The following is a 19,390-nucleotide window of genomic DNA, read 5'->3' on the forward strand; positions in this document are numbered from 1 at the left end:
GTTTACCCGGCAATCAATGTTATGGAGCCCGCCTTGCGCGCCACAGGGCCCCTAGACTGAGATATTAGCAACGATTTGACGGAAAATGCGCAAGGAATGAAGGAAACTCCGCTTGGCAACACCAACGATTTCAGTGGTCATCCCCTGTCGCAATGAAGCTGACAACCTTGCTTTCCTGCTTGATGAGGTTGACAGCGCCATGCTGGGCCGCGCGTATGAAGTGATTGTCGTTGACGATGGCTCGACAGATTCCACCAGCGATGTACTGGCAGGCCGCATCCATGCAGGCAAGCCGCTGCGCCATATCCGTCATGATCGCTCCTCCGGGCAAAGCGCTGCTTTGCGATCCGGCGTTTTCGCGGCCCGCGGCCAGATTGTTGTGACAATGGATGGCGATGGGCAGAACAACCCGGCCTATCTGCCAGCGCTCGCAGATGCTTTGATCAATGCTGGCCCCGCTTTTGGTATCGCCGCCGGTCAGCGCCTCAAGCGCACGGATACCAAGCTCAAGCAGCTTTCTTCGCGCTTTGCCAACAATCTGCGCGGCGCGATCCTGAAAGACAAGACGCGCGATTCCGGTTGTGGACTGAAAGCCTTGCATACCGATCTATTCCGCCAACTGCCATTTTTTGACGGCTGGCACCGTTATCTGCCAGCGCTTGCGCTGCGTGAGGGCTTTGATGTCGTGCATATCGACGTCACCGACCGCGAACGGCGTCACGGCAAATCCAATTACGGTATTCTCGACCGAGGTCTGCGCGGCATTCTCGACCTTTATGGCGTATGGTGGTTGCGCAAGCGTCGCAAGGTTGTGCCACGCGTGACGGAGATCACCCATGACTGATATTTTTAGCAGCGTGGTCCAATGGCTTCATGATGTATTCGTGGCGCAGTGGGACGGCTGGATCATTCTGGGCTTCGTTGCGCAGGCCTGCTTCACAATGCGCTTTGTCGTGCAGTGGCTGGCATCTGAAAAGGCCAAAAAAAGCGTAATGCCTGTGGCTTTCTGGTTCTTTTCGCTGGTCGGCGGCGTTTTGCTGCTCATTTACGCAATTCAGCGCAAGGATCCAGTCTTTATCGCAGGCCAAGGCTTCGGCCTGATTGTCTACATTCGCAACCTTTGGCTGATTGCGAATGAGAAAAAGAGGCTTAGGGCAGCAAATTAATGGGCTTTTGCGGATAGCGACTGGATTTTCGACGTCCGTCCCACTGAGCGATAATCAAGCCCCGTCTCAGCAATGTCTTCGGCTTTGTAGACATTGCGCAGATCAATCAAAACATTACCATCCATCACACCGCGCAATCGCTTGAGATCAAGGGCGCGGTAGGCATTCCATTCGGTCAGCAGCGCTACAACGCCTGCACCTTCTGCGGCCTCATAGGCAGAGCCGCACCAGACCACATCGGGCAATACGGATCTTGCAGCATCCATTGCCTCAGGATCGTGCGCGCGCACGGTAATACCCGCCTTCCGAATCGCTGCAATAATATCCAGCGATGGCGATTCACGAATATCATCTGTATTCGGCTTGAAAGCGACCCCCAACACCGCAACAGTCTTCGTTCCGCTCTCATGGGCCGCGGCAACGATACGCTCTGCCATTGATTGCTTGCGCGCCTCATTGACTGCAATCACTTCTTCGATCAGCGACTGCGGTGCGCCATATTTCTTGCCGGTCGCGGCAAAGGCACGTGTATCTTTTGGAAAACACGAGCCGCCAAAGCCCGGCCCCGCATGCAGAAATTTTGAGCCAATGCGTTTATCCATGCCGATGGCACGCGCAACTTCCTGCACGTTACCGCCGGTCTTTTCGCAAAGGTCGGCCACCTGATTGATGAACGTGACCTTCATCGCAAGAAAGGCATTGGCGGCATATTTGATGATTTCAGCATTTTCCAGCGACGTGATCACCATTGGCGTTTCACGTATATAAAGCGGCCGGTAAAGCCGCTGCATGGCAGCCTTACCACGCTCATCATCAACGCCGACGACGACGCGATCAGGCCGCATAAAATCTTCAATTGCCGAGCCTTCGCGCAGGAATTCCGGATTTGAAACCATAGAGAATTCAACCCCCGGACGCGCGTGCGCAATACGATCACGAATGCGCGCATTGGTGCCGACAACGACTGTCGACTTAATGACAACCACCGCTCCCGGCTTCATAGCGGCGGCAATTTCATCGGCAGCAGCTTCAATATATTGCAAATCAGCCTCGCCATCGCCGCGCCGTGACGGAGTGCCAACGGCGATCAGGATCACATCGGCATCGGCGACGCTTGTCGCCAAATCGGTACTGAATTCAAGCCGACCGTCACGGATATTCCGGCCCATGAGCTCATCAAGCCCCGGCTCGAAGATCGTAACCTTGCCCGCAGTGAGCCGCTCGATGATCGACGGATTCTTGTCGACACAGGTGACGTGAAAGCCGAATTCGGCAAAACACACACCCGACACCAGACCCACATAGCCCGTTCCGATCATCGCCAGCTTCATATGTTCAGTCCTTTAGTTGAGCTCAGAGCCATTTATCATAGTCTGACACCAAAAGGTGCAGTGGCTGTTCGTTTTCCTCAATATTGGAAAAACGTCCGATCGGCTCGCGGAAAATATTATCCGTCAGGTCGTCGTTGACGGTCGAAACTTCTCCGATCAGCACGTCGCCCCCCTCACCCCAGAACGCGTGCCAGTTACCCGGCAAAAGCGTGACACTTTCGCCAGGGCTGAGCTTGAGATGCGCACCAGCCTTTTGCGTCACAAGGCGGCCATCGGTGGCGACCGTCACATCACTTGCTTCATCAACGCTGCCATCCGCGCGCGAATTGAAAAGTTCGAGAACCAGCGTACCACCACCGCGATTGATGATGTCTTCTGCTTTGACCACATGGCGATGCATCGGCGAAATCTGATTCTTGCGCGAGATCATGATCTTTTCAGCATAGAGCATTCCACCGCCGCGCTTGAGGTCTTCAGCATTGCCATTGCGCGTCGTGAACAAAAACAATCCAAGATCAGCAAATTTGCCCTGACCGTAATCCGTAATGTCCCAGCCAAGACGCCCATCGCGAATGGCCTTTGCGTCGCTTGAAGTGCGCGTTTTCAACTCTTCTGGTGACCAGTAAGCGAAGGGAGGCATGACGTAGCCAAAAGAACGAATGAAAGCGTCGCTTTCGCGGATAATCTCGTTAACTTCAGAACGTTTCATGGCCTCTAAGCCTCCCATACAATGAAACCGGATATATTTCGCAGTTTGGTAACTGCCTTTGAGTGCTCTTGGCAATCCCACACGCACACACCCCACACATTTGCAAACTGCTGCGCGTCATTTTGACGTGTCGTCTTTACGCGAAAATCATGTCGCATCCCAATGCGCGTTTAGAACATTTCAATGATTGAATCATGACAACGGAAGTCAGTTTGAACATGATCGCATGAGCAGGCAAGCCATTGAGATAATGGGAAAAGCTGTGCTTCCAGAAGACAACGGGAACATTCCACCGGGCATGCGTCGCTGAGAGAACAGCGCCTGCAGGCTCATGATGATGGACACAGAGGGTTCAATACTATGGACGTTCGCAACGAAATGCTGGGGCTTTTGACTGGGCGCGACCCAAATTTCAGCCTTGAGCAGAAGTTTTACACGGATCCCGATTTTTACAAGCTGGACTTGGAAAACGTCTTCTATCGCGACTGGCTGTTTGTCGGCCACGATTGCGAGCTACCCAAAACCGGTTCTTATATGACCGTTCAGGTGGGTGCCTATCCGGTCGTGATCGTGCGCGATGCACAGGGTGGCATCCGCGCGTTTCACAATTCCTGCCGTCATCGCGGTTCACGCATCTGTTCTGCCGAAAAAGGCACTGCAGCAAAACTCGTCTGCCCTTATCATCAGTGGACCTATGAACTTGATGGTCGCCTTCTCTTTGCGCGTCAGGTCGGTCCGGATTTCAAGCCCGCCGACTATGGTTTGAAACAGGTTCATTGCGAGAGCGTCGCTGGTTATATCTATATCTGCGTTGCTGATGAAGCACCGGATTTCAACAGCTTCCGCAGTCTCGTTGAGCCTTATCTCGCCCCGCATAACATCAAGGAAGCCAAGGTCGCCTTTGAAAGCTCAATTATCGAGAAGGGCAACTGGAAGCTCGTGTGGGAAAACAACCGTGAGTGCTATCACTGTGCGGCCAACCACCCGGAGCTTTGCCGCACCTATCCCGAAGCACCGAGTGCTACCGGCGTGCAGGGCGTTATGGAAGACCCGGAAATCAACCAGCTCTGGAAGAACTGCGCAACGATCGGTTTGCCAGCCCAATTCACCATGTCGGACGATGGCCGCTATCGCATCACCCGCATTCCACTCTTGCGCGATGCTGTAAGCTACACCATGTCGGGCAAGCCGGCTGTCAAAAAGCCACTGAGCGATAAGGTTGCTGGTAACACCAATATCGGCGCAATGCTGCTCTTCAATTATCCATCCACGTGGAACCATCTGATGGCCGACCACGCTATCTCTTTCCGCGTGCTGCCGATCAGCGCCGAAGAGACCATGGTGACAACCAAATGGCTGGTTCACAAGGATGCGGTTGAAGGCGTTGATTATGATCTCAATGAACTGACCCATGTCTGGCTTCAGACCAATGATCAGGATCGTCAGATTGTGGAAGAAAATGCGGTCGGCATCCGCTCACCTGCTTATCAGCCCGGTCCTTATTCGGTCGAGCATGAAGGGGGCGTGATGCAGTTCCTCGAATGGTACACCAACACAGTCACACCTCGCCTGAAGGGTGAAACTGCGAAACTCAGCCGCGTTGCGTAAAATAAAGCCATTGAGAAGTGAGAAGTGAGAAGGCCATGCAGCCTCTGAAATATCTGGACGAGATGCTGCCGTGGAACGACAGGCTGCAAATGCTGCAATGCATCTCGGCCATCGAAGAAGCGCCAGACGTCATGACCTTCTCCTTCAAAACGCTGGAGGACAACTGGTTCCGCTATACACCGGGCCAGTTTGTCACCCTCGAACTGCCGATTGAACGCGCTGATGGATTGGGGCCGGTGCTGCGGACCTATACGCTGTCATCGACCCCTTCGCGGCCCTACCATATCTCGGTCACGGTCAAGGCCCAGAAGGACAGTATCGGCACCCGCTGGATGCTTGATCATCTTCGCCCGCCAATGACCATCAAAGCCTATGGCCCAAATGGTGACTTCTCGCTCGCCAATCATCCGAGCGACAAATATCTTTTCATCTCGGCTGGCTCCGGCATCACACCAATGGTGTCCATGACGCGCTGGCTGTTTGATTGTGCACCGACAAGCGATGTTGCTTTCATCAATTGCGCACGCACGCCCGACGACATTATTTTCCGCAAGGAGCTCGAACTGCTTTCAGGGCGCATGGAGGCCATGCGCCTTGCCTTTATCGTTGAACAATCCTCAGCCCGCCATGTCTGGCCCGGCCTACACGGGCGCATTGACCGCGCCCGACTGGAACTGCTGGCACCTGATTTCATGCAGCGCGAAGTATTTTGCTGCGGGCCTGAGCCATTCATGAATGGTGTGCGGGGCCTTTTGGAGCAATCAGGCTTCAATATGGCCAATTATCATCAGGAGAGCTTTCAGCCTGCGACCGAAATCTCGTCGGTGCCAGTACCATCCGCTCTTGCTGTAGATACTCCAACCGCCCCTACCGCGCCCGCTGTTGCCCCGGCAAGCATTGTCTTCAGCCTGTCGGGCGTTGAAGTCGAATGCACCGAAAACGACACGATCCTGCTCGCAGCGCGCAATGGCGGGCTTAAAATTCCGAGTGCCTGCGAGTTCGGCATCTGCGGCACCTGCAAAGTCAAATGCATCGCTGGCGAAACCGAAATGAACCACAATGGCGGCATTCGTGATGACGAAGTGGCGGAAGGCTACATCCTCGCCTGTTGCAGCCGTCCGCGTGGTCGTGTCGAGATTGATGCCTGAACGACTTGACGGACCAAACCACATAGCGCACCACTATGCCGTTAAATTCAATGGAGTGCCTTATGATTGGTCATGCCCTTCTGGTTATCGATGTTCAGAACGATTTCTGTCCCGGTGGTGCGCTGGCTGTTGATAAAGGTGATGAAATTCTACCTGCAATCAACCGGCTGATTGATGAGAGCGAACATGTCATTCTGACACAGGACTGGCATCCGGCCGGCCATTCCAGCTTCGCCTCCAGCCACCCCGGAAAAAAGGCTTATGATAATGTTGAGATGGCTTATGGGCCACAAACATTATGGCCTGACCACTGCATTCAAGGCACCCATGGCGCTGATTTTCATCCCGATCTGCAACGGGACCGCGCGCAGCTTGTCGTCCGCAAGGGCTTTCGTGTGGGAGTGGACAGCTATTCAGCTTTTTATGAAAACGACCGTCAAACACCAACCGGACTTGCGGGATATCTGCGTGACCGCAATATCGCATCATTGACACTTGCGGGACTTGCAACCGACTTCTGCGTCGCCTTTTCGGCCCTGGATGCCGTATCACATGGATTTCAGGTGCGTGTCCGGCTTGATGCCTGCCGCGGCATTGATATTGGCGGCTCAATGAATGCGATGCTTGAAAAAATGCAAAAGGCAGGTGTTGAACTCATCAACGAACCCACCCTTGCATCGCATTTCATCTGATTATTTTTCGATCTCGCCATCCGGCAAAACGACATAAATCAGCACGGCAATGATGGTGATAAAGAAGCGGAATGCAGATTCGATGCCGTTCCAGGTTGACGACATCCACATGCCGAACCATTCGCCACCAATCGACATAAAGCCAACCTGCCAGACGAGGAAACCAAGCGAGAGCCCACCAATGGCCCACTTCTTGGAACGGTTGAAGCTTTTTGCATCACCGCTCAAACAGCCACACATGGCAAAAGCACCGATCCAGCAGAGAATTGCAGTCAACGTTTCTGCTGCAATAATCATGATATAGGCAGCATTGTGCAGGAAATTGCTTTCAATCGCCCGATACTTGATTGTTGCATCCGGGAAGATCGTATCCATCAGAAGCACGTGCTGAACGAAGGCAAAATTGCTGCCGTAATCAGTGATATTGCCGAAAGAAACGAGTGTTGCAAAAAAAGCAATCGCCGCGACAAAGACGGTTTTGCTTAAACGGGTGACGACCATGGAAAACCCCTCTCCAAAAAAGTCGTAGCCACAGCCTTTTTGAAGCTGACAGCTTATGAAGATACGCTCAGACGGGCCATACCGTGAGTGGAGCAACGCTTGCCAACTCTTTTGATTCGGTCAACAAAAAAGGCGGCAATTGCCGCCTTTTATCGCTATTTATCATTCGCAACTCATTGAAGGGCTGTCTCGTCAGCCTCTTTCTGCCATTCAGGGTTTTTCTTGTTATAACGGATTGAGGATATGAAGGAGAGACCAATCAAAACTGCACCGATAAGACCAGTAATAACTTCCGGAATATGGTAGAGTGTCTGTACATACATGATCACTGCCAGCACCAGAATGGCGTAAAATGCGCCGTGCTCCAGATAGCGATACTGGCCGAGCGTCTTACGCTCCACCAACATAATGGTGAGCGAGCGCACATAAAACGCACCAATACCAAGACCAATGGCAATCACAAACAGGTTCGTCGTCAGCGCAAAGGCACCGATGACACCGTCGAACGAGAAGCTGGCATCAAGCACTTCCAGATAGATGAACGCGCCAAGCCCACCCCGGTGAACCATGTCCACCTGCTCTTGTGAGGCATCAAGAACAGCACCCAGCCCCTCAACCGCAAGGAAGGTCAGCAAACCAAACAGCGCAGCCACAAGGAAAGTGTGCGAGTGTTCGGCATCAAGCTGGTAGGAGAAAAACAGGATAAGTGCGACGGCAACACCAATCTCGATCCCCTGAACCGAAGCAAACTTCGACATGCGGCTCTCAATGGCCTTGACCCAATGCACGTCCTTCTCGACATCGAAAAAGTATTTCATGCCAACCATCATGAGGAATGTGCCACCAAAGGCGGCAATGCCCGTGTGAGATTCTGCAATCACCCGCGCATATTCATCCGGTTGCCAGATAGCAAGTTTGAGTGCGGAAAGAGGGTCTGTCCACATAGCAACTGCGACAATGGCAAGCGGGAAGATGATACGCATGCCAAAGACAGCAATCACAATGCCCCATGTCAGAAATCGATGCTGCCACTTCGGCGTCATGTCGCGCAGGATACGCGCGTTTACAATAGCATTGTCAAAGGATAGCGAGATTTCCAGAACACTGAGCACCGCGCAGATGATAAAAACGGAAATCATGCCACCGACCGTGCCCGTCATCGAATATCCGAGCCAGAGCGCGCCGAGAAAGCCTATGACCGTAAAAACGGCAGGCCAGATAAAATATTTATAAGTGGTCATCGCAAACCATTTGATTATGTGTTGATAAGACAGGTCGACATATCAACCTGAAAAGAAGCCAAGCCAACGGTGCCCCTCCTGCGGCGCAACGCTTATGTAAGAAACGTGCGCTCCGCGAACAAGCAAGACTGTGGTCAAATTTTGTTCACGAAAAAACGCAATATTCAAAATTACGTGATCGATTGATCATCCACCACGAATCCATCAAAAAGTCACATAGCAATTTCCGGGTTTTGTCATAGACTTAAATAAATCGCGTATATCTGAGATGACAAGGAATACTGCCATGATCACAGGACCACAATGTCGCGCAGCACGGGCGCTGGTGGAATTTTCGCGGGATCGTCTTGCCCAGCTATCCGGTATCGACGCGCAGGTCATCGAATATTTCGAAAGAAAAATCAGTGCGCCCACTGACGAACAGAACAAGGCCCTTCAAGATACGCTCGAAAAGGTCGGAGCACAGTTCATCTGGGAGAATGGCGGCGGACTTGGCGTGAGACTGAAATTCAACCGCTCAGAATCAAAACGCATTGCAAGCCTTGAAAACGAAGGCGGCGTCTCTGGTTATGACGATGTTCCCTGATCATGAAAGGGGCGACCGTCTTGTCGCCCTCCCCCCTGAAAATTAATCACTTTTCTCAAGCAGAGTTTCTACTTTCATTTTCCGTGCCACCTCGGTTGATTGAATAATGCTGGCAGCGCCCACGTAAAAACAAGCAAAATAACCCCTGCCGCTGATCGTCAATTGAGTAAAACTGTGTAACAATCGAACTTTTCAGTTTATTTACCGCCACGATTAACATATTGATGTTAATGAGCCTTTTCTGGAAATACTTTAATTTATTCTAAATTACGCTCCCGGGGGATTAGACCAAAATGAAGCTGAATTCAGGCAATGGTGGCAAGAGTTTTGCGGGTATGACTATGCGTAACATCCTTTTAGCAAGCACATTTGCCGTAATGCCAACGGCGTCTGCATTGGCGGCCGACATTATAGCGCCGGCACCTGTTCAAACAGAAATACAGGATCAACAGCGCTGGCGCGTGATCTTCAGCCCTTATGTATGGGGTGCATCACTGAATGGTAATGCTGGCTTACTCGGTCGTTCCACCACTGTGGACGTTCCTTTTAAGGATATTTTCAACAATCTCGATATGAGTTTCATGGGCAATGTCGAGATTAGCAACGGCACGTTTGGCGCTTATTTTGATGGGCAATACACCAAGACCAGCCAGGACGAAGATGTTCTCGGCAGACAGCTTGGACTGGACATTGTCTCTACAACGCTGACCGGTGGTGTTTTTTATCGTATTTATCAGCATGATCTGGATGGTCTGACCTATTTTGGCAAACAGCGCGTTTTTGCGATTGAGCCAACGGCGGGCGTTCGCTGGACGCAGCTGAAAGCAACATTGAGCGTGGGGCCTTACACCGAGTCCCGCAAGAAAGACTGGACCGATCCATTTATCGGAACACGCGTACTTTACGACATTAATGATCGCTGGAATATCGCCGCAGAAGCAGATATCGGCGGCTTTGGTGCCGGAACGAAACTGAGCGCCAATGGTCAGATTTACCTTGGCTACCGCACCAAGCTGTTTGACTTACCTACAATATGGCGTGTCGGCTATCGTGCGCTTCATCAAAATTACCGCGACAACGATACGCGTGAAAAGTTCAAATATGATGTGACGCAGCATGGGCCAGTGGTTGGTTTTTCAGTTGTATTCTAAGCTGAAAAAACTCAGACCAATAGGAAGCCGCCTGTAATAACGGGCGGCTTTTTGTTTAGAAAGAAATAAGCACATCCCTATTTCGTCCTTGCAACATATTCCTTTCTGGCTTCAACTAAGGCCTTATAGGACTGGGACTTGGCTTTCTGATTGTTCACAAAGGCTGCCCGTCCTGACATATCTCAAGCAATGAGAAACGGATGTCTCTGATTTTTGAACTTTCAGTCTATGCTTCTTTCATCATCTTTTTACTGCTGGGGGTGTGTTGCTACGCTACGGGCCATATTGCGCTCCACCTGCTTTCCCAGCATGCAAACCATGATGTGTTGTCCGTACCAATCGGTGCATTCATAAGCACAATCGCAACGGCATGGGCATTATCGCTGGGGTTTGTTGCCGCCGATATCTGGACCGCAAACTCCAAAGCGGACCAAGCCACCAGTGAAGAAAGATCATCGATTTCACGACTTGTTGGCGCCGCAAGCCCCGATATTCTCAATGTACCTGCCTTGCGCAGCGCGCTTGTCGATTATCGCGATGCAGTCGTGAAAGACGAATGGCTGAAACACAGCAATATCGAGCCGGCAGTAGCGGTCGAAATCGCATTGCAGAACATCCGCCGCGAGATTGTCGACCTCGCACGAACGGATATTCCGACACCCATCATTTCGCAGCTCGTCCATGATTTCGATGAATTGCAGGACGCGCGCAATACGCGCTTGTCCGTAGGGTCGACCTCTGTCGATATGTATAAATGGTATATGCTGCTGTTTCTGACGATCCTCACGGCCATCACCATCGCAGCCACCCATGCAGATAGAGTGGTAGCTGGCATCAAATCCTTGATTATCTATTCAACCACCGCTGCATTTTGTCTGTGGATCTTGGCAATCCATGCCAACCCCTATCAGGGAATTGAGCGCATACAACCCTCACTGTTGTTCACAAACCATAAGCTGGGATAATCCGCCATCATTACATGCTTCCCAAATAGCCGCCATTTAAGGCCATTGATGCTAGCGATCGGCGCAACAGTTTTGTTCGCAGCCATTCCGCAGGCCAATGCTGCAACCTTTCGGGTTTGCCACGGCTATGACTGCTCCTATAAAACCAAAGTCATCCTCACTGCGAAGGACTTGAGCCGCATTGAGCGCCTGTTGCGGCAAGGCGCTCAATCCCCTGCCGACGAGCGCAAGGCGCTGCGGCAAGCCGTGGCACTTTTTGAGGAGCGCAGCACACTCACAATCGGAGTGCGTGACAAGCCACGCATGCAGTTTGGTCGGGCGCGCATCAAGGGGCAAATGGATTGTGTTGACGAATCAACGAATACAGACAACTTTATCCGCTATCTTCATTCTCGCGGTTGGCTGAAATATCATCAGCCCGCACGCAAAACGACGCGTGGCAGTTTCTTTGATGGCCGCTATCCACATTGGACAGCCGTCATTGAGGACAACAGCGGTGTGAAGTGGGTGGTAGACTCTTGGTTTGAAGCAGGCGGCGGCCTGCCAGACATCATGCCTTTGAGCGAATGGAAACGCCGTGGCTATGGCGGCGAACGATGAAAACTCATGAACATGTGAACGAAGTACCATTTGAAAAGCAGGGGGTTATCAATGTCTATTCTGAAAAAATCATTTACAGCCGCATGCACCAGCGTGCTCGTCGCTGCCAGCATGCTGGCGGCACCGGTCGTGGAAGCGTGCACACGCGTGGTCTATCTTGGCGCCGATGATCAAATCATCACAGCACGCTCGATGGACTGGAGTGTCGATGTTGGCACCAACCTCTGGATTTTCCCGCGCGGCATGAAACGCAGCGGCGAAGCTGGTCCAAACTCCATCCAGTGGACCTCAAAATATGGCAGCGTCATCTCATCAGGCTACGATATTTCCACCACCGACGGAATGAACGAGGCCGGTCTCGTCGCCAACGTGCTATGGCTGGTTGAATCCCAATATCCTAAATATGACGGCACAGGTCCGGGGCTTTCAATCGCAGCCTGGGCGCAATATGTTCTCGATAATTTCGCCACTGTCGATGAAGCTGTCACAGCGCTAAGCGCCAATCCCTTCACAATCGTCACCGATTATGTTCCAGGCGAAAACAGGCTTGCAACACTGCATCTTGCAATATCGGATGCATCCGGCGACAGTGCAATTGTGGAGTATATCGACGGCAAGCAGGTCATTCACCACAGCCCAAAATATCAGGTTCTGACCAATTCGCCGACCTTTGACGAGCAACTCGCCCTTCATTCTTACTGGACGCAGATTGGCGGCACCGTGATGCTGCCGGGCACAAACCGGGCTTCGGACCGCTTCACGCGCGCGTCATTTTATATCAATGCCGTTCCAAAAACCAACGATGCGGTTGAATCCATCGCAAGTGTGTTCAGCGTCATCCGCAACGCTTCCGTCCCTTACGGCTTAACGACACCGGACCAGCCCAATATCTCTTCGACACGCTGGCGCACGGTGTCTGACCAGAAACGCAAACTGTATTTCTTTGAATCAGCCCTCACGCCGAATATTTTCTGGGTTGATCTGAACACAATTGATTTTTCTGCCGACAAGGGAAAAGTGCAGAAACTTGATCTTGGTCCTGATCAGCGCAACATTTTTTCAGGTGTTGCAAACAAGGAATTCAAGGACGCAGAACCTTTCAAGTTCCTGGGAATTTAAAGCGCGCTATGATTCAATCAAATCGAAACGCATTCTAAAGCCCATCCAAAAAATCTGAACCAATTGCCTTTTCACGCGTTAACTCATCACAACAACCAGAACGGAGGAAATCCAATGGACTGGAACCGCGTAGAAGGCAATTGGAAGCAAGCAAAGGGTAAGATCAAGGAGCAGTGGGGCAAGCTCACTGATGATGATCTCGACCAGATCAACGGTCGCCGCGAACAGTTGGAAGGCAAGATTCAGGAGCGCTATGGCATCGAGAAGGACCGGGTAAAATCGGATATCGATGACTGGTATAAACACCAGAGCTGGCTCTCGTGATAACAGCGTATTGAACATAGAATAAAGCCCTGCCCTTTGGCGGGGCTTTATTCTTTAAAACCCTTTTTAATTAGAGCATTTCCAATAATTCAATCCAAACAGGAAACACTCTAGCAGCGATCAACGCGTTGAAGGGATGCAGACAGCCCCATCAACGAAAAACTATAGCGGGTCTGAGTGCCGCGCGCGGATGTGGCTTGCACATTTACCGTGCGCCCTGACCGCATGGCGCTGACAATACGTGCCTCATCGCCTTCATTCTGTGCCCAGGCGCGGTTTCCTTCGCTAAAGAATGGAAACTGTGCACCATCGACCATCACTTTCACTTTGCTATTAGGCTTCAGGTCATATCCCATCACAAGTTGCGGGCTATAACTCGCGCCAATCTTGGAAATGATGATGAAATTATCGCCATGCCGGACACCTGCGGGAAGGAAACTCGACGGCACGGTTAAAGCATAGCATTTATTTCCGGGCAACTGCGTGTTTTGATAAACGCCCCAGTCCCTGAATTCGCCAATATGGCTTGTTTTAGCCGAAGCCGCGAGAGAATTCGCCACCAACCCTGCAAGCGCCAACGCAACAGTGGTTGTCATTTTATTCATTGCCTAAAACCTCCATATCCAAGAAATCACGCACCATGAAAAATTGTTTCATTGCGTTACTATTTCCTTAACAGACTCCTAAAAACTTGTTGACCGAGTGCAATCGTCACACCGAACACCCAATCCAGATGCTTACTGACGTTGTCCTTCGACAAGGCGTGCTAAAAAATTGCGGAAGGATGAGCGGAGCATAAAGCGAAATAATATGGTCCGCACGTGGCTAGGCCGCCGCTTCTGCCCTCACCGATATTCGTGAGAATAAATATAATCGGCTCGTGATAGAGCCGCGCAAGACTGGCTTCAAGTCTGATGCTGTCATTGCGAAATGGTCCAGCGCCATCACTCTACCCGCTATGGCCTGGCTGGACGCTCGCAGATCACGCCACGCTCTGAAAAAAGCTGTGCTACAACGCGCCAAGTACAAATTAAACGCGTCCACCCAATGCCGAAGACAAATCAGTCAGTTCCTGACCACCGGCCATAAGGCTTTGCAGCTCATCCATATCCACGTCGCTTCTTGTGCGTGTGCCAAGCGTGGCGCCACGATTAAGCACCGTGAATTTATCGCCAACGGCATGGGCATGACGCACATTATGGGTGATGAAGATCACACCAAGTCCACGCTCACGCACGAGATTGATATATTTAAGCACCATGGCCGTCTGCCGAACACCGAGCGCCGAGGTCGGTTCATCAAGGATCAGTACTTTCGCGCCAAAATAGACCGCACGTGCAATTGCCACACATTGACGCTCGCCACCCGAAAGCGTACCGACCGCCTGCTGAGGATCGCGCACATCGATGCCGATCCTCTTCATTTCCTCACGCGTCACATCTTCGGCCAATTGTGTATCGAACCATCTAAGCGGCCCAATGCCCTTGGTAGGCTCGCGCCCAAGAAAAAAGTTTCGCATCACCGACATGAGCGGAATCATGGCAAGGTCCTGATAGACCGTAGCAATACCGTGATCCAGTGCATCGCGCGGACTGCCAAAAACAACCTGTTTGCCTTCGACAAAAAACTCTCCGCTCGTCGGCTTATGCACGCCGGAAAGCGTTTTAATCAATGTCGATTTACCGGCACCATTATCGCCAAGCAGGCAATGCACCTGCCCCGGCTCCACACTCAGTGAAACACCGTTAAGAGCAATAACCGGCCCGAAATGTTTGACAAGATTGCGAACTTCAATGATCGGGGCTGTCATATTTGATACTCCCTATCAGCGCAGTTTCAGGAAAAGTGGGAACCGGTTTTCCGTTCAAAACTGCGTGAGTACTGAAACCTATCGCTCGCCAGTGGCGCGCTTGCGAATGAAATTATTGAAGAGAACGGCAATCAGCAGCATTCCGCCAAGGAATACGAGATACCAATCCTGATCAATCGTCGTGTAAGTCAGACCAATCAACACCATGCCAAATATGATGGAGCCGAAGAAAGCGCCGATAGCGGAACCATAGCCGCCGGTCAGCAGACATCCACCGATGACCGCTGCAATGATCGCCTCGAACTCTTTCTGGAAACCGCGTCTTGCATCGGTCGAGCCCGCATCCAGCACGGTCAGAATTGCAACAAGGGCTGCGGCCATCGCCGTGCACATGAACAGGATTGTTTTCACACGACGAACCGGCACTCCGGAATTACGCGCTGCGAGCGCATCCCCCCCAGAGGCGAAAATCCAGTTTCCAAATCGGGTGCGCACAAGAATATACGTTGCAAGAAAAGCAATGCCCACAAACCACAACACTTCAACAGGAACACCCGTTACGGTCGGTTGTCCATTCGGAAACTTCGCTATCATGCCATTTTCTGCAAGCCAGGCGAACAATCCCTGAAAAGCATCGCCCGAAAACAATCCCGCAAGCGTACTCGTGCCGACGGCTTCCTTCACGCCGCGCAATTGTGTTGCGCCACCCGTTGCCCATTTAAGGCCAACCAGAGAAAGACCGCGCAGGATAAACAAAAATGCGAGCGTGACAATGAAGGACGGCAGGCCAGTTTTAAGCACAATCTGCGCATTAATGCCCCCCACGAAGGCCGCGAAAACCAGCGTCAGAATGATCGCAACAATCAGCGGCACCTGAAAGACAACAAGGGCTGCAGCAAATATCAGCCCCGCAAAGGCTATCATGGAACCGATCGAAAGATCGAACTCACCGCCGATCATAAGCAGCGCGGCGGCAATCGCCAGAATACCGAGCTGAGAGGCAGGTGCCATGAAATTCATGATACCCGCTGTGGTAAACATCGCCGGATTGGCCGTCGAAAGGAAGAAGATCGTTATCAGGATAAGACCTGAAACAGCACCCAGTTCGGGGCGACTGAGCATACGTTGCAGTGGGCTGGCATTTTTCAGCCGCTCATCCTGTTGCGCAGCCGCAATCACGGGGTCATGCGTGCCGGCCTGAGCAGGCAGCTCAGATGAAGTTGGCTCATTCATGCTTTCCTCCTTCAAGCGCATCGATACAAATACGCATTACTACAATTTGTTGGAGCACCGTTTTGATTCAACTTGAGAAAACCGCACTCCAGACAGTGCGCCACGAAGGCCGCAAGCTTATAGGTAAAGATACCCATTCCCGCCCATTTCCATGGGCGGGTGCGGCATTTCAAATGGTTCAATCAAAACAGGAAATGCCCTAGCGAATGCCCTTGGCAGACAGTTCGACCACCTGCTTGGCCTTATCCTTAGTAATCAGGTTTGGTCCTGACGGCACATTGCCACCCGGCATCAGACCGTATTTCGCGTTGAGCGCCAGGAATGCAACGGGAAGATAGCCCTGCAAAAACTGCTGCTGGTCAATCGCAAAATCAGCTTTTCCATTTTCCACGGCTTCAAGAAAGCCCGCCGACATGTCAAAGGTAGCAACATGAATGCCATCGCGACCACTTTCTGAAGCGGCCTTGACCGCCGGTTCACCGGCAAGGGTCGCATTGAGCGTCAGGATTGTATCAACAGCGGTGTCGGATGCCAATGCCGCACGAACTTTGGATTCGTTTTCCGTCGGATCAACCGAGGTTGGCAGAACAGTCACATCACCAAAGCCTTCCTTGAAGCCTGCGCAGCGTTGATCAAGTGAGACGTTGCCGACTTCATGATTGACACAAAGACCTTTCTTACCACCCGACTTTTTGAGCGCTTCACCGGCAACTTTACCCGCATCGAACTCATCCTGACCGACATGCAGCAGCGCACCAAGTTTTTTGGATGGTTCCGAACCGGCATTCATAGAGATAACCGGAATGCCAGCAGCAACCGCTCTCTCAATCGACGGCCCAAGTGCATCGGCATCCGGGATAGAGACGACGATGCCCTGCGGATTCTGGTTGATTGCAGCATCAATCAGCTGCGCCATCTGCACCATATCGAAGGTTTCGGGCGCACGGTAATCCACCTTTGCACCGGTATCTTTCGCGGCTTCCGTAACGCCATTTTTTACAACTGACCAGAACGGATCGGATGCCTGGCCATGGCTGACCACGACAATGCTTATGTCCTGCGCCTGCGCTGTATACGACGCAGCCATCAATGCAACACCAGCAACCGCCGACTTTAAAAGAGCTTTCATCTGCATTCCTCCCTGCCCGGCACTCCCCGCCGGTTTGTTAATTAACCCGCATGCTCGTCAGAGCTGATTCCGGGGCTGCCTCCACGCATGTGTCCCGGCAATTTCACTCTGACATCTACACTTTAATAGAATTAAACATTCATTATAAAATTTTCGTGGAATTATAATTCCATTTCTATTGCCTCATGTCAATCACATAAGCTACAGTCGAAACGTAGCGGCAATTTTACTCTGGGAGGAGAGAATAGAGCTGGCCCGGGGAATCTGGACAGGGGGATAAGTGAAATTTCTGCCTGACTTCGGCTTAGATGCCGGGAACAGGAGATATCATGACGAGACGACCGCGCCGGAACCACAGCCCGGCTTTTTGAGGCAAAAGTGGCGCTTGCTGCGATCCGAGGTGGGCAGACTCTGGTGGAGTTGTCCCAGCAGTTCGACGTGCATGCCAACCAGATCAAACAGTGGAAAGACCACCTCCTTGAGGGGGCGACAGGCTTTTTCGGCGATGAAGCGAAGACGGAAGCGGCGGGTCGGGCCGTCGATGTGAAAACGCTACACGCCAAGATCGGCGAACTGACGCTGGAGAACGATTTTCTATCCGGTGCGCTCGACAATGCGGGATTGCTGGGCGGAAAGAAATGATCGACCGCGAGCACAAACTGTCGATTGTGAGGCAGGCCAGGCTCCTCGGCTTGAACCGTGGCAGCGTCTACTATTCGCCGCGCCCAGTGTCCGACATCGATCTGGCTCCGATGCGCCGGATCGACGAACTGCATCTCGAATATCCATTCGCGGGAAGTCGAATGTTGCGAGGGCTTTTGAGAGGAGAAGGGCTGGAAACCGGGCGGCTCCATGTCGCCACGCTGATGAAGAAGATGGGCATCGAGGCGATCTATCGCCGCCCGAACACGTCCAAACCAGCACCAAGACACAAGATTTATCCTTATCTTCTGCGCAAGCTGGCGGTTACCCGGCCCAATCAGGTATGAGCGATGGACCTGACCTATATCCCCATGGCGTGTGGTTTTGTCTACCTCTGCGCCGTCGTGGGCTGGTTCAGTCGTCGGGTTCTGTCGTGGTGATTGTCGATCACGATGGAGGCGGCTTTTGTATCGAAGCGGTAGAGAAAGCGCTGGCTCGCTATGGAAAGCCGGACATATTCAACACCGATCAGGGATCGCAGTTCACCTCCATCGACTTCACCGCCACGCTGAAGAAAGCTGAGATTGCCATCTCGTTGGACGGCAAGGATGCATGGTGAGACAATGTCTTCGTCGAGCGGCTTTGGCGGTCGTTCAAATACGAGGAAGTCTACCTCCACGCCTACAAGACCGTATCCGAGGCACGCGCGGGAATAGGTCGCTATCGGAGCTTTTACAATACCCGACGCCACATTCATCCCTTGACTGGCAGACCCCGGATCAGGCTTACTTCAACGCGCTGGCACCGATGATGGTGGTGGCATAATCGAGGCCGAAACCCACTTAACGAAACGCCCGAAACTGTTCAAACAATCCGAGCCAGCTCTTTCATCCGCATAATTTCGGACTGGAACAATCTTTCAAGAGCTTCTTTCGACATGAATGCCCGTCATGGGTTTTCTGCGATTTCAAACAGCATCAGATTAAGCTTGCGAACCATGTAGCCAACTTGCCGATGATCAGATTGTTTGAGGCTGAAAGCAAGGTGACGCGAACCAATATTGCGTCCCAACTGTGCCGGGAGACGCGTGCGCCAATAAAAAATATTTCCGCGTCGCTGAAGATTCTGAACCTGATGTCTGACTGCCATGTCATATCCGTCATCTGAAGCCGACATACAGCCGATTTCCAGAGAATCAGCATGTCATAGCTCTGTGCCACAGTTAAGTGCACATCCGGCGAATATGAGAAGATTGAAGAACTCCACCTGTGTGGAAAGAGAAGAAAAATCAATATGCGTATGATTTTTCTTGTGACTCATGGCTGGGGCGCCTGGATTCCCAGCCAAGTCAAATTCCTCAATGATTTCAATAAATCATTTTTCACAATCGCCGAATGTGTCATAGGTTTGTGCTACAGTTGGTGCACGGCGTCAA

At 52.0% G+C, this 19,390-nt stretch carries 20 protein-coding genes and 1 pseudogene; 12 read left to right on the plus strand and 9 right to left on the minus strand.

Annotated features, from left to right (window positions below; translation table 11 throughout):
- Nucleotides 1–112: 112 nt before the first annotated feature.
- Together OPR82_RS13740 and OPR82_RS13745 are read left to right on the plus strand one after the other, a co-directional pair.
- Entirely contained in the window at nucleotides 113–844 is a 732-nt protein-coding gene (locus OPR82_RS13740; RefSeq protein WP_265985445.1) for a glycosyltransferase family 2 protein, read from the plus strand.
- Nucleotides 837–1,166: a lipid-A-disaccharide synthase N-terminal domain-containing protein gene (locus OPR82_RS13745; RefSeq protein ID WP_265985446.1), complete on the plus strand. Its 330-nt coding sequence runs from the start codon at nucleotides 837–839 to the stop codon at nucleotides 1,164–1,166. Before OPR82_RS13740 ends, OPR82_RS13745 begins: the two co-directional genes overlap by 8 nt.
- Here OPR82_RS13745 and OPR82_RS13750 read toward each other — a convergent pair.
- Nucleotides 1,163–2,497, minus strand: a complete 1,335-nt coding sequence (locus tag OPR82_RS13750; RefSeq protein WP_265985447.1) for a UDP-glucose dehydrogenase family protein — start codon at nucleotides 2,495–2,497, stop codon at nucleotides 1,163–1,165. The genes OPR82_RS13745 and OPR82_RS13750 overlap by 4 nt on opposite strands.
- Nucleotides 2,498–2,519: 22 nt before the next feature.
- On the minus strand, nucleotides 2,520–3,206 hold the full coding sequence (locus OPR82_RS13755; RefSeq protein WP_265985448.1) for a D-lyxose/D-mannose family sugar isomerase: 687 nt from the start codon (nucleotides 3,204–3,206) through the stop codon (nucleotides 2,520–2,522).
- Nucleotides 3,207–3,566: 360 nt separating this feature from the next.
- Between OPR82_RS13755 and OPR82_RS13760 the strand changes: the two genes are divergently transcribed.
- From OPR82_RS13760 to pncA, 3 genes are all read left to right on the plus strand, one after another.
- A complete protein-coding gene (locus tag OPR82_RS13760; RefSeq protein WP_265985449.1) occupies nucleotides 3,567–4,814 on the plus strand; it encodes an aromatic ring-hydroxylating oxygenase subunit alpha in 1,248 nt (415 codons plus the stop codon).
- A gap of 35 nt (nucleotides 4,815–4,849) precedes the next feature.
- Nucleotides 4,850–5,962: a hybrid-cluster NAD(P)-dependent oxidoreductase gene (locus OPR82_RS13765; protein WP_265985450.1), complete on the plus strand. Its 1,113-nt coding sequence runs from the start codon at nucleotides 4,850–4,852 to the stop codon at nucleotides 5,960–5,962.
- A gap of 62 nt (nucleotides 5,963–6,024) precedes the next feature.
- Entirely contained in the window at nucleotides 6,025–6,654 is a 630-nt protein-coding gene (pncA, locus tag OPR82_RS13770) for a bifunctional nicotinamidase/pyrazinamidase (protein ID WP_265985451.1), read from the plus strand.
- Here pncA and OPR82_RS13775 read toward each other — a convergent pair whose 3' ends face one another.
- Together OPR82_RS13775 and OPR82_RS13780 are read right to left on the minus strand one after the other, a co-directional pair.
- Complete coding sequence (locus OPR82_RS13775) at nucleotides 6,655–7,155, minus strand: DUF2165 family protein (protein WP_265985452.1); 501 nt, start codon at nucleotides 7,153–7,155, stop codon at nucleotides 6,655–6,657.
- 173 nt (nucleotides 7,156–7,328) lie between these two features.
- Nucleotides 7,329–8,396, minus strand: a complete 1,068-nt coding sequence (locus OPR82_RS13780; protein WP_265985453.1) for a DUF475 domain-containing protein — start codon at nucleotides 8,394–8,396, stop codon at nucleotides 7,329–7,331.
- Between the two features lie 286 nt (nucleotides 8,397–8,682).
- Here OPR82_RS13780 and OPR82_RS13785 point away from each other — a divergent pair, with 286 nt between their 5' ends.
- The 6 genes from OPR82_RS13785 (at nucleotide 8,683) to OPR82_RS13810 (ending at nucleotide 13,141) form a co-directional block, all read left to right on the plus strand.
- Nucleotides 8,683–8,982, plus strand: a complete 300-nt coding sequence (locus OPR82_RS13785) for an XRE family transcriptional regulator (RefSeq protein ID WP_265985454.1) — start codon at nucleotides 8,683–8,685, stop codon at nucleotides 8,980–8,982.
- Between the two features lie 341 nt (nucleotides 8,983–9,323).
- Nucleotides 9,324–10,133, plus strand: coding sequence for a hypothetical protein (locus tag OPR82_RS13790; RefSeq protein WP_265985489.1), 810 nt, complete (start codon nucleotides 9,324–9,326; stop codon nucleotides 10,131–10,133).
- Nucleotides 10,134–10,333: 200 nt separating this feature from the next.
- A complete protein-coding gene (locus OPR82_RS13795) occupies nucleotides 10,334–11,098 on the plus strand; it encodes a bestrophin-like domain (protein WP_265985455.1) in 765 nt (254 codons plus the stop codon).
- A 48-nt stretch (nucleotides 11,099–11,146) separates the two neighbouring features.
- The gene (locus tag OPR82_RS13800) at nucleotides 11,147–11,698 is read left to right on the plus strand and encodes a hypothetical protein (protein ID WP_265985456.1); all 552 of its coding nucleotides are present in this window, start codon (nucleotides 11,147–11,149) and stop codon (nucleotides 11,696–11,698) included.
- Nucleotides 11,699–11,749: 51 nt separating this feature from the next.
- Entirely contained in the window at nucleotides 11,750–12,817 is a 1,068-nt protein-coding gene (locus OPR82_RS13805; RefSeq protein ID WP_265985457.1) for a linear amide C-N hydrolase, read from the plus strand.
- A 114-nt stretch (nucleotides 12,818–12,931) separates the two neighbouring features.
- Entirely contained in the window at nucleotides 12,932–13,141 is a 210-nt protein-coding gene (locus OPR82_RS13810; protein WP_265985458.1) for a CsbD family protein, read from the plus strand.
- Nucleotides 13,142–13,251: 110 nt separating this feature from the next.
- On the opposite strand, the gene OPR82_RS13815 is transcribed toward OPR82_RS13810, so the two are convergent.
- The 4 genes from OPR82_RS13815 to OPR82_RS13830 all read right to left on the minus strand — a co-directional run bounded on the left by OPR82_RS13815 (nucleotide 13,252) and on the right by OPR82_RS13830 (nucleotide 17,313).
- The gene (locus OPR82_RS13815; protein ID WP_265985459.1) at nucleotides 13,252–13,746 is read right to left on the minus strand and encodes an invasion associated locus B family protein; all 495 of its coding nucleotides are present in this window, start codon (nucleotides 13,744–13,746) and stop codon (nucleotides 13,252–13,254) included.
- Nucleotides 13,747–14,171: 425 nt separating this feature from the next.
- Nucleotides 14,172–14,951, minus strand: coding sequence for an ATP-binding cassette domain-containing protein (locus tag OPR82_RS13820; protein WP_265985460.1), 780 nt, complete (start codon nucleotides 14,949–14,951; stop codon nucleotides 14,172–14,174).
- A gap of 78 nt (nucleotides 14,952–15,029) precedes the next feature.
- Entirely contained in the window at nucleotides 15,030–16,184 is a 1,155-nt protein-coding gene (locus OPR82_RS13825; protein WP_265985461.1) for an ABC transporter permease, read from the minus strand.
- A gap of 199 nt (nucleotides 16,185–16,383) precedes the next feature.
- Complete coding sequence (locus OPR82_RS13830; RefSeq protein WP_265985462.1) at nucleotides 16,384–17,313, minus strand: sugar ABC transporter substrate-binding protein; 930 nt, start codon at nucleotides 17,311–17,313, stop codon at nucleotides 16,384–16,386.
- A 329-nt stretch (nucleotides 17,314–17,642) separates the two neighbouring features.
- On the opposite strand from OPR82_RS13830, the pseudogene OPR82_RS13835 reads away from it, so the two are divergent.
- Nucleotides 17,643–18,780, plus strand: a pseudogene (locus OPR82_RS13835) (IS3 family transposase).
- 123 nt (nucleotides 18,781–18,903) lie between these two features.
- Here OPR82_RS13835 and OPR82_RS13840 read toward each other — a convergent pair.
- A complete protein-coding gene (locus OPR82_RS13840) occupies nucleotides 18,904–19,131 on the minus strand; it encodes a DUF6538 domain-containing protein (RefSeq protein WP_265985463.1) in 228 nt (75 codons plus the stop codon).
- Nucleotides 19,132–19,390 lie beyond the last annotated feature (259 nt).

Source organism: Ochrobactrum chromiisoli (assembly GCF_026241335.1).
Taxonomy (GTDB): domain Bacteria; phylum Pseudomonadota; class Alphaproteobacteria; order Rhizobiales; family Rhizobiaceae; genus Brucella; species Brucella chromiisoli.

Coding starts and splice junctions, on each gene's coding strand:
- OPR82_RS13805 (WP_265985457.1), top strand. CDS start 11,750: ATGTCTATTCTGAAAAAATCATTTACAGCCGCATGCACCAGCGTGCTC.
- OPR82_RS13775 (WP_265985452.1), bottom strand. CDS start 7,155: ATGGTCGTCACCCGTTTAAGCAAAACCGTCTTTGTCGCGGCGATTGCT.
- OPR82_RS13820 (WP_265985460.1), bottom strand. CDS start 14,951: ATGACAGCCCCGATCATTGAAGTTCGCAATCTTGTCAAACATTTCGGG.
- OPR82_RS13840 (WP_265985463.1), bottom strand. CDS start 19,131: ATGTCGGCTTCAGATGACGGATATGACATGGCAGTCAGACATCAGGTT.
- OPR82_RS13800 (WP_265985456.1), top strand. CDS start 11,147: ATGCTAGCGATCGGCGCAACAGTTTTGTTCGCAGCCATTCCGCAGGCC.
- OPR82_RS13745 (WP_265985446.1), top strand. CDS start 837: ATGACTGATATTTTTAGCAGCGTGGTCCAATGGCTTCATGATGTATTC.
- OPR82_RS13785 (WP_265985454.1), top strand. CDS start 8,683: ATGATCACAGGACCACAATGTCGCGCAGCACGGGCGCTGGTGGAATTT.
- pncA (WP_265985451.1), top strand. CDS start 6,025: ATGATTGGTCATGCCCTTCTGGTTATCGATGTTCAGAACGATTTCTGT.
- OPR82_RS13810 (WP_265985458.1), top strand. CDS start 12,932: ATGGACTGGAACCGCGTAGAAGGCAATTGGAAGCAAGCAAAGGGTAAG.
- OPR82_RS13825 (WP_265985461.1), bottom strand. CDS start 16,184: ATGAATGAGCCAACTTCATCTGAGCTGCCTGCTCAGGCCGGCACGCAT.
- OPR82_RS13765 (WP_265985450.1), top strand. CDS start 4,850: ATGCAGCCTCTGAAATATCTGGACGAGATGCTGCCGTGGAACGACAGG.
- OPR82_RS13790 (WP_265985489.1), top strand. CDS start 9,324: ATGCGTAACATCCTTTTAGCAAGCACATTTGCCGTAATGCCAACGGCG.
- OPR82_RS13750 (WP_265985447.1), bottom strand. CDS start 2,497: ATGAAGCTGGCGATGATCGGAACGGGCTATGTGGGTCTGGTGTCGGGT.
- OPR82_RS13830 (WP_265985462.1), bottom strand. CDS start 17,313: ATGAAAGCTCTTTTAAAGTCGGCGGTTGCTGGTGTTGCATTGATGGCT.
- OPR82_RS13815 (WP_265985459.1), bottom strand. CDS start 13,746: ATGAATAAAATGACAACCACTGTTGCGTTGGCGCTTGCAGGGTTGGTG.
- OPR82_RS13780 (WP_265985453.1), bottom strand. CDS start 8,396: ATGACCACTTATAAATATTTTATCTGGCCTGCCGTTTTTACGGTCATA.
- OPR82_RS13755 (WP_265985448.1), bottom strand. CDS start 3,206: ATGAAACGTTCTGAAGTTAACGAGATTATCCGCGAAAGCGACGCTTTC.
- OPR82_RS13760 (WP_265985449.1), top strand. CDS start 3,567: ATGGACGTTCGCAACGAAATGCTGGGGCTTTTGACTGGGCGCGACCCA.
- OPR82_RS13795 (WP_265985455.1), top strand. CDS start 10,334: ATGTCTCTGATTTTTGAACTTTCAGTCTATGCTTCTTTCATCATCTTT.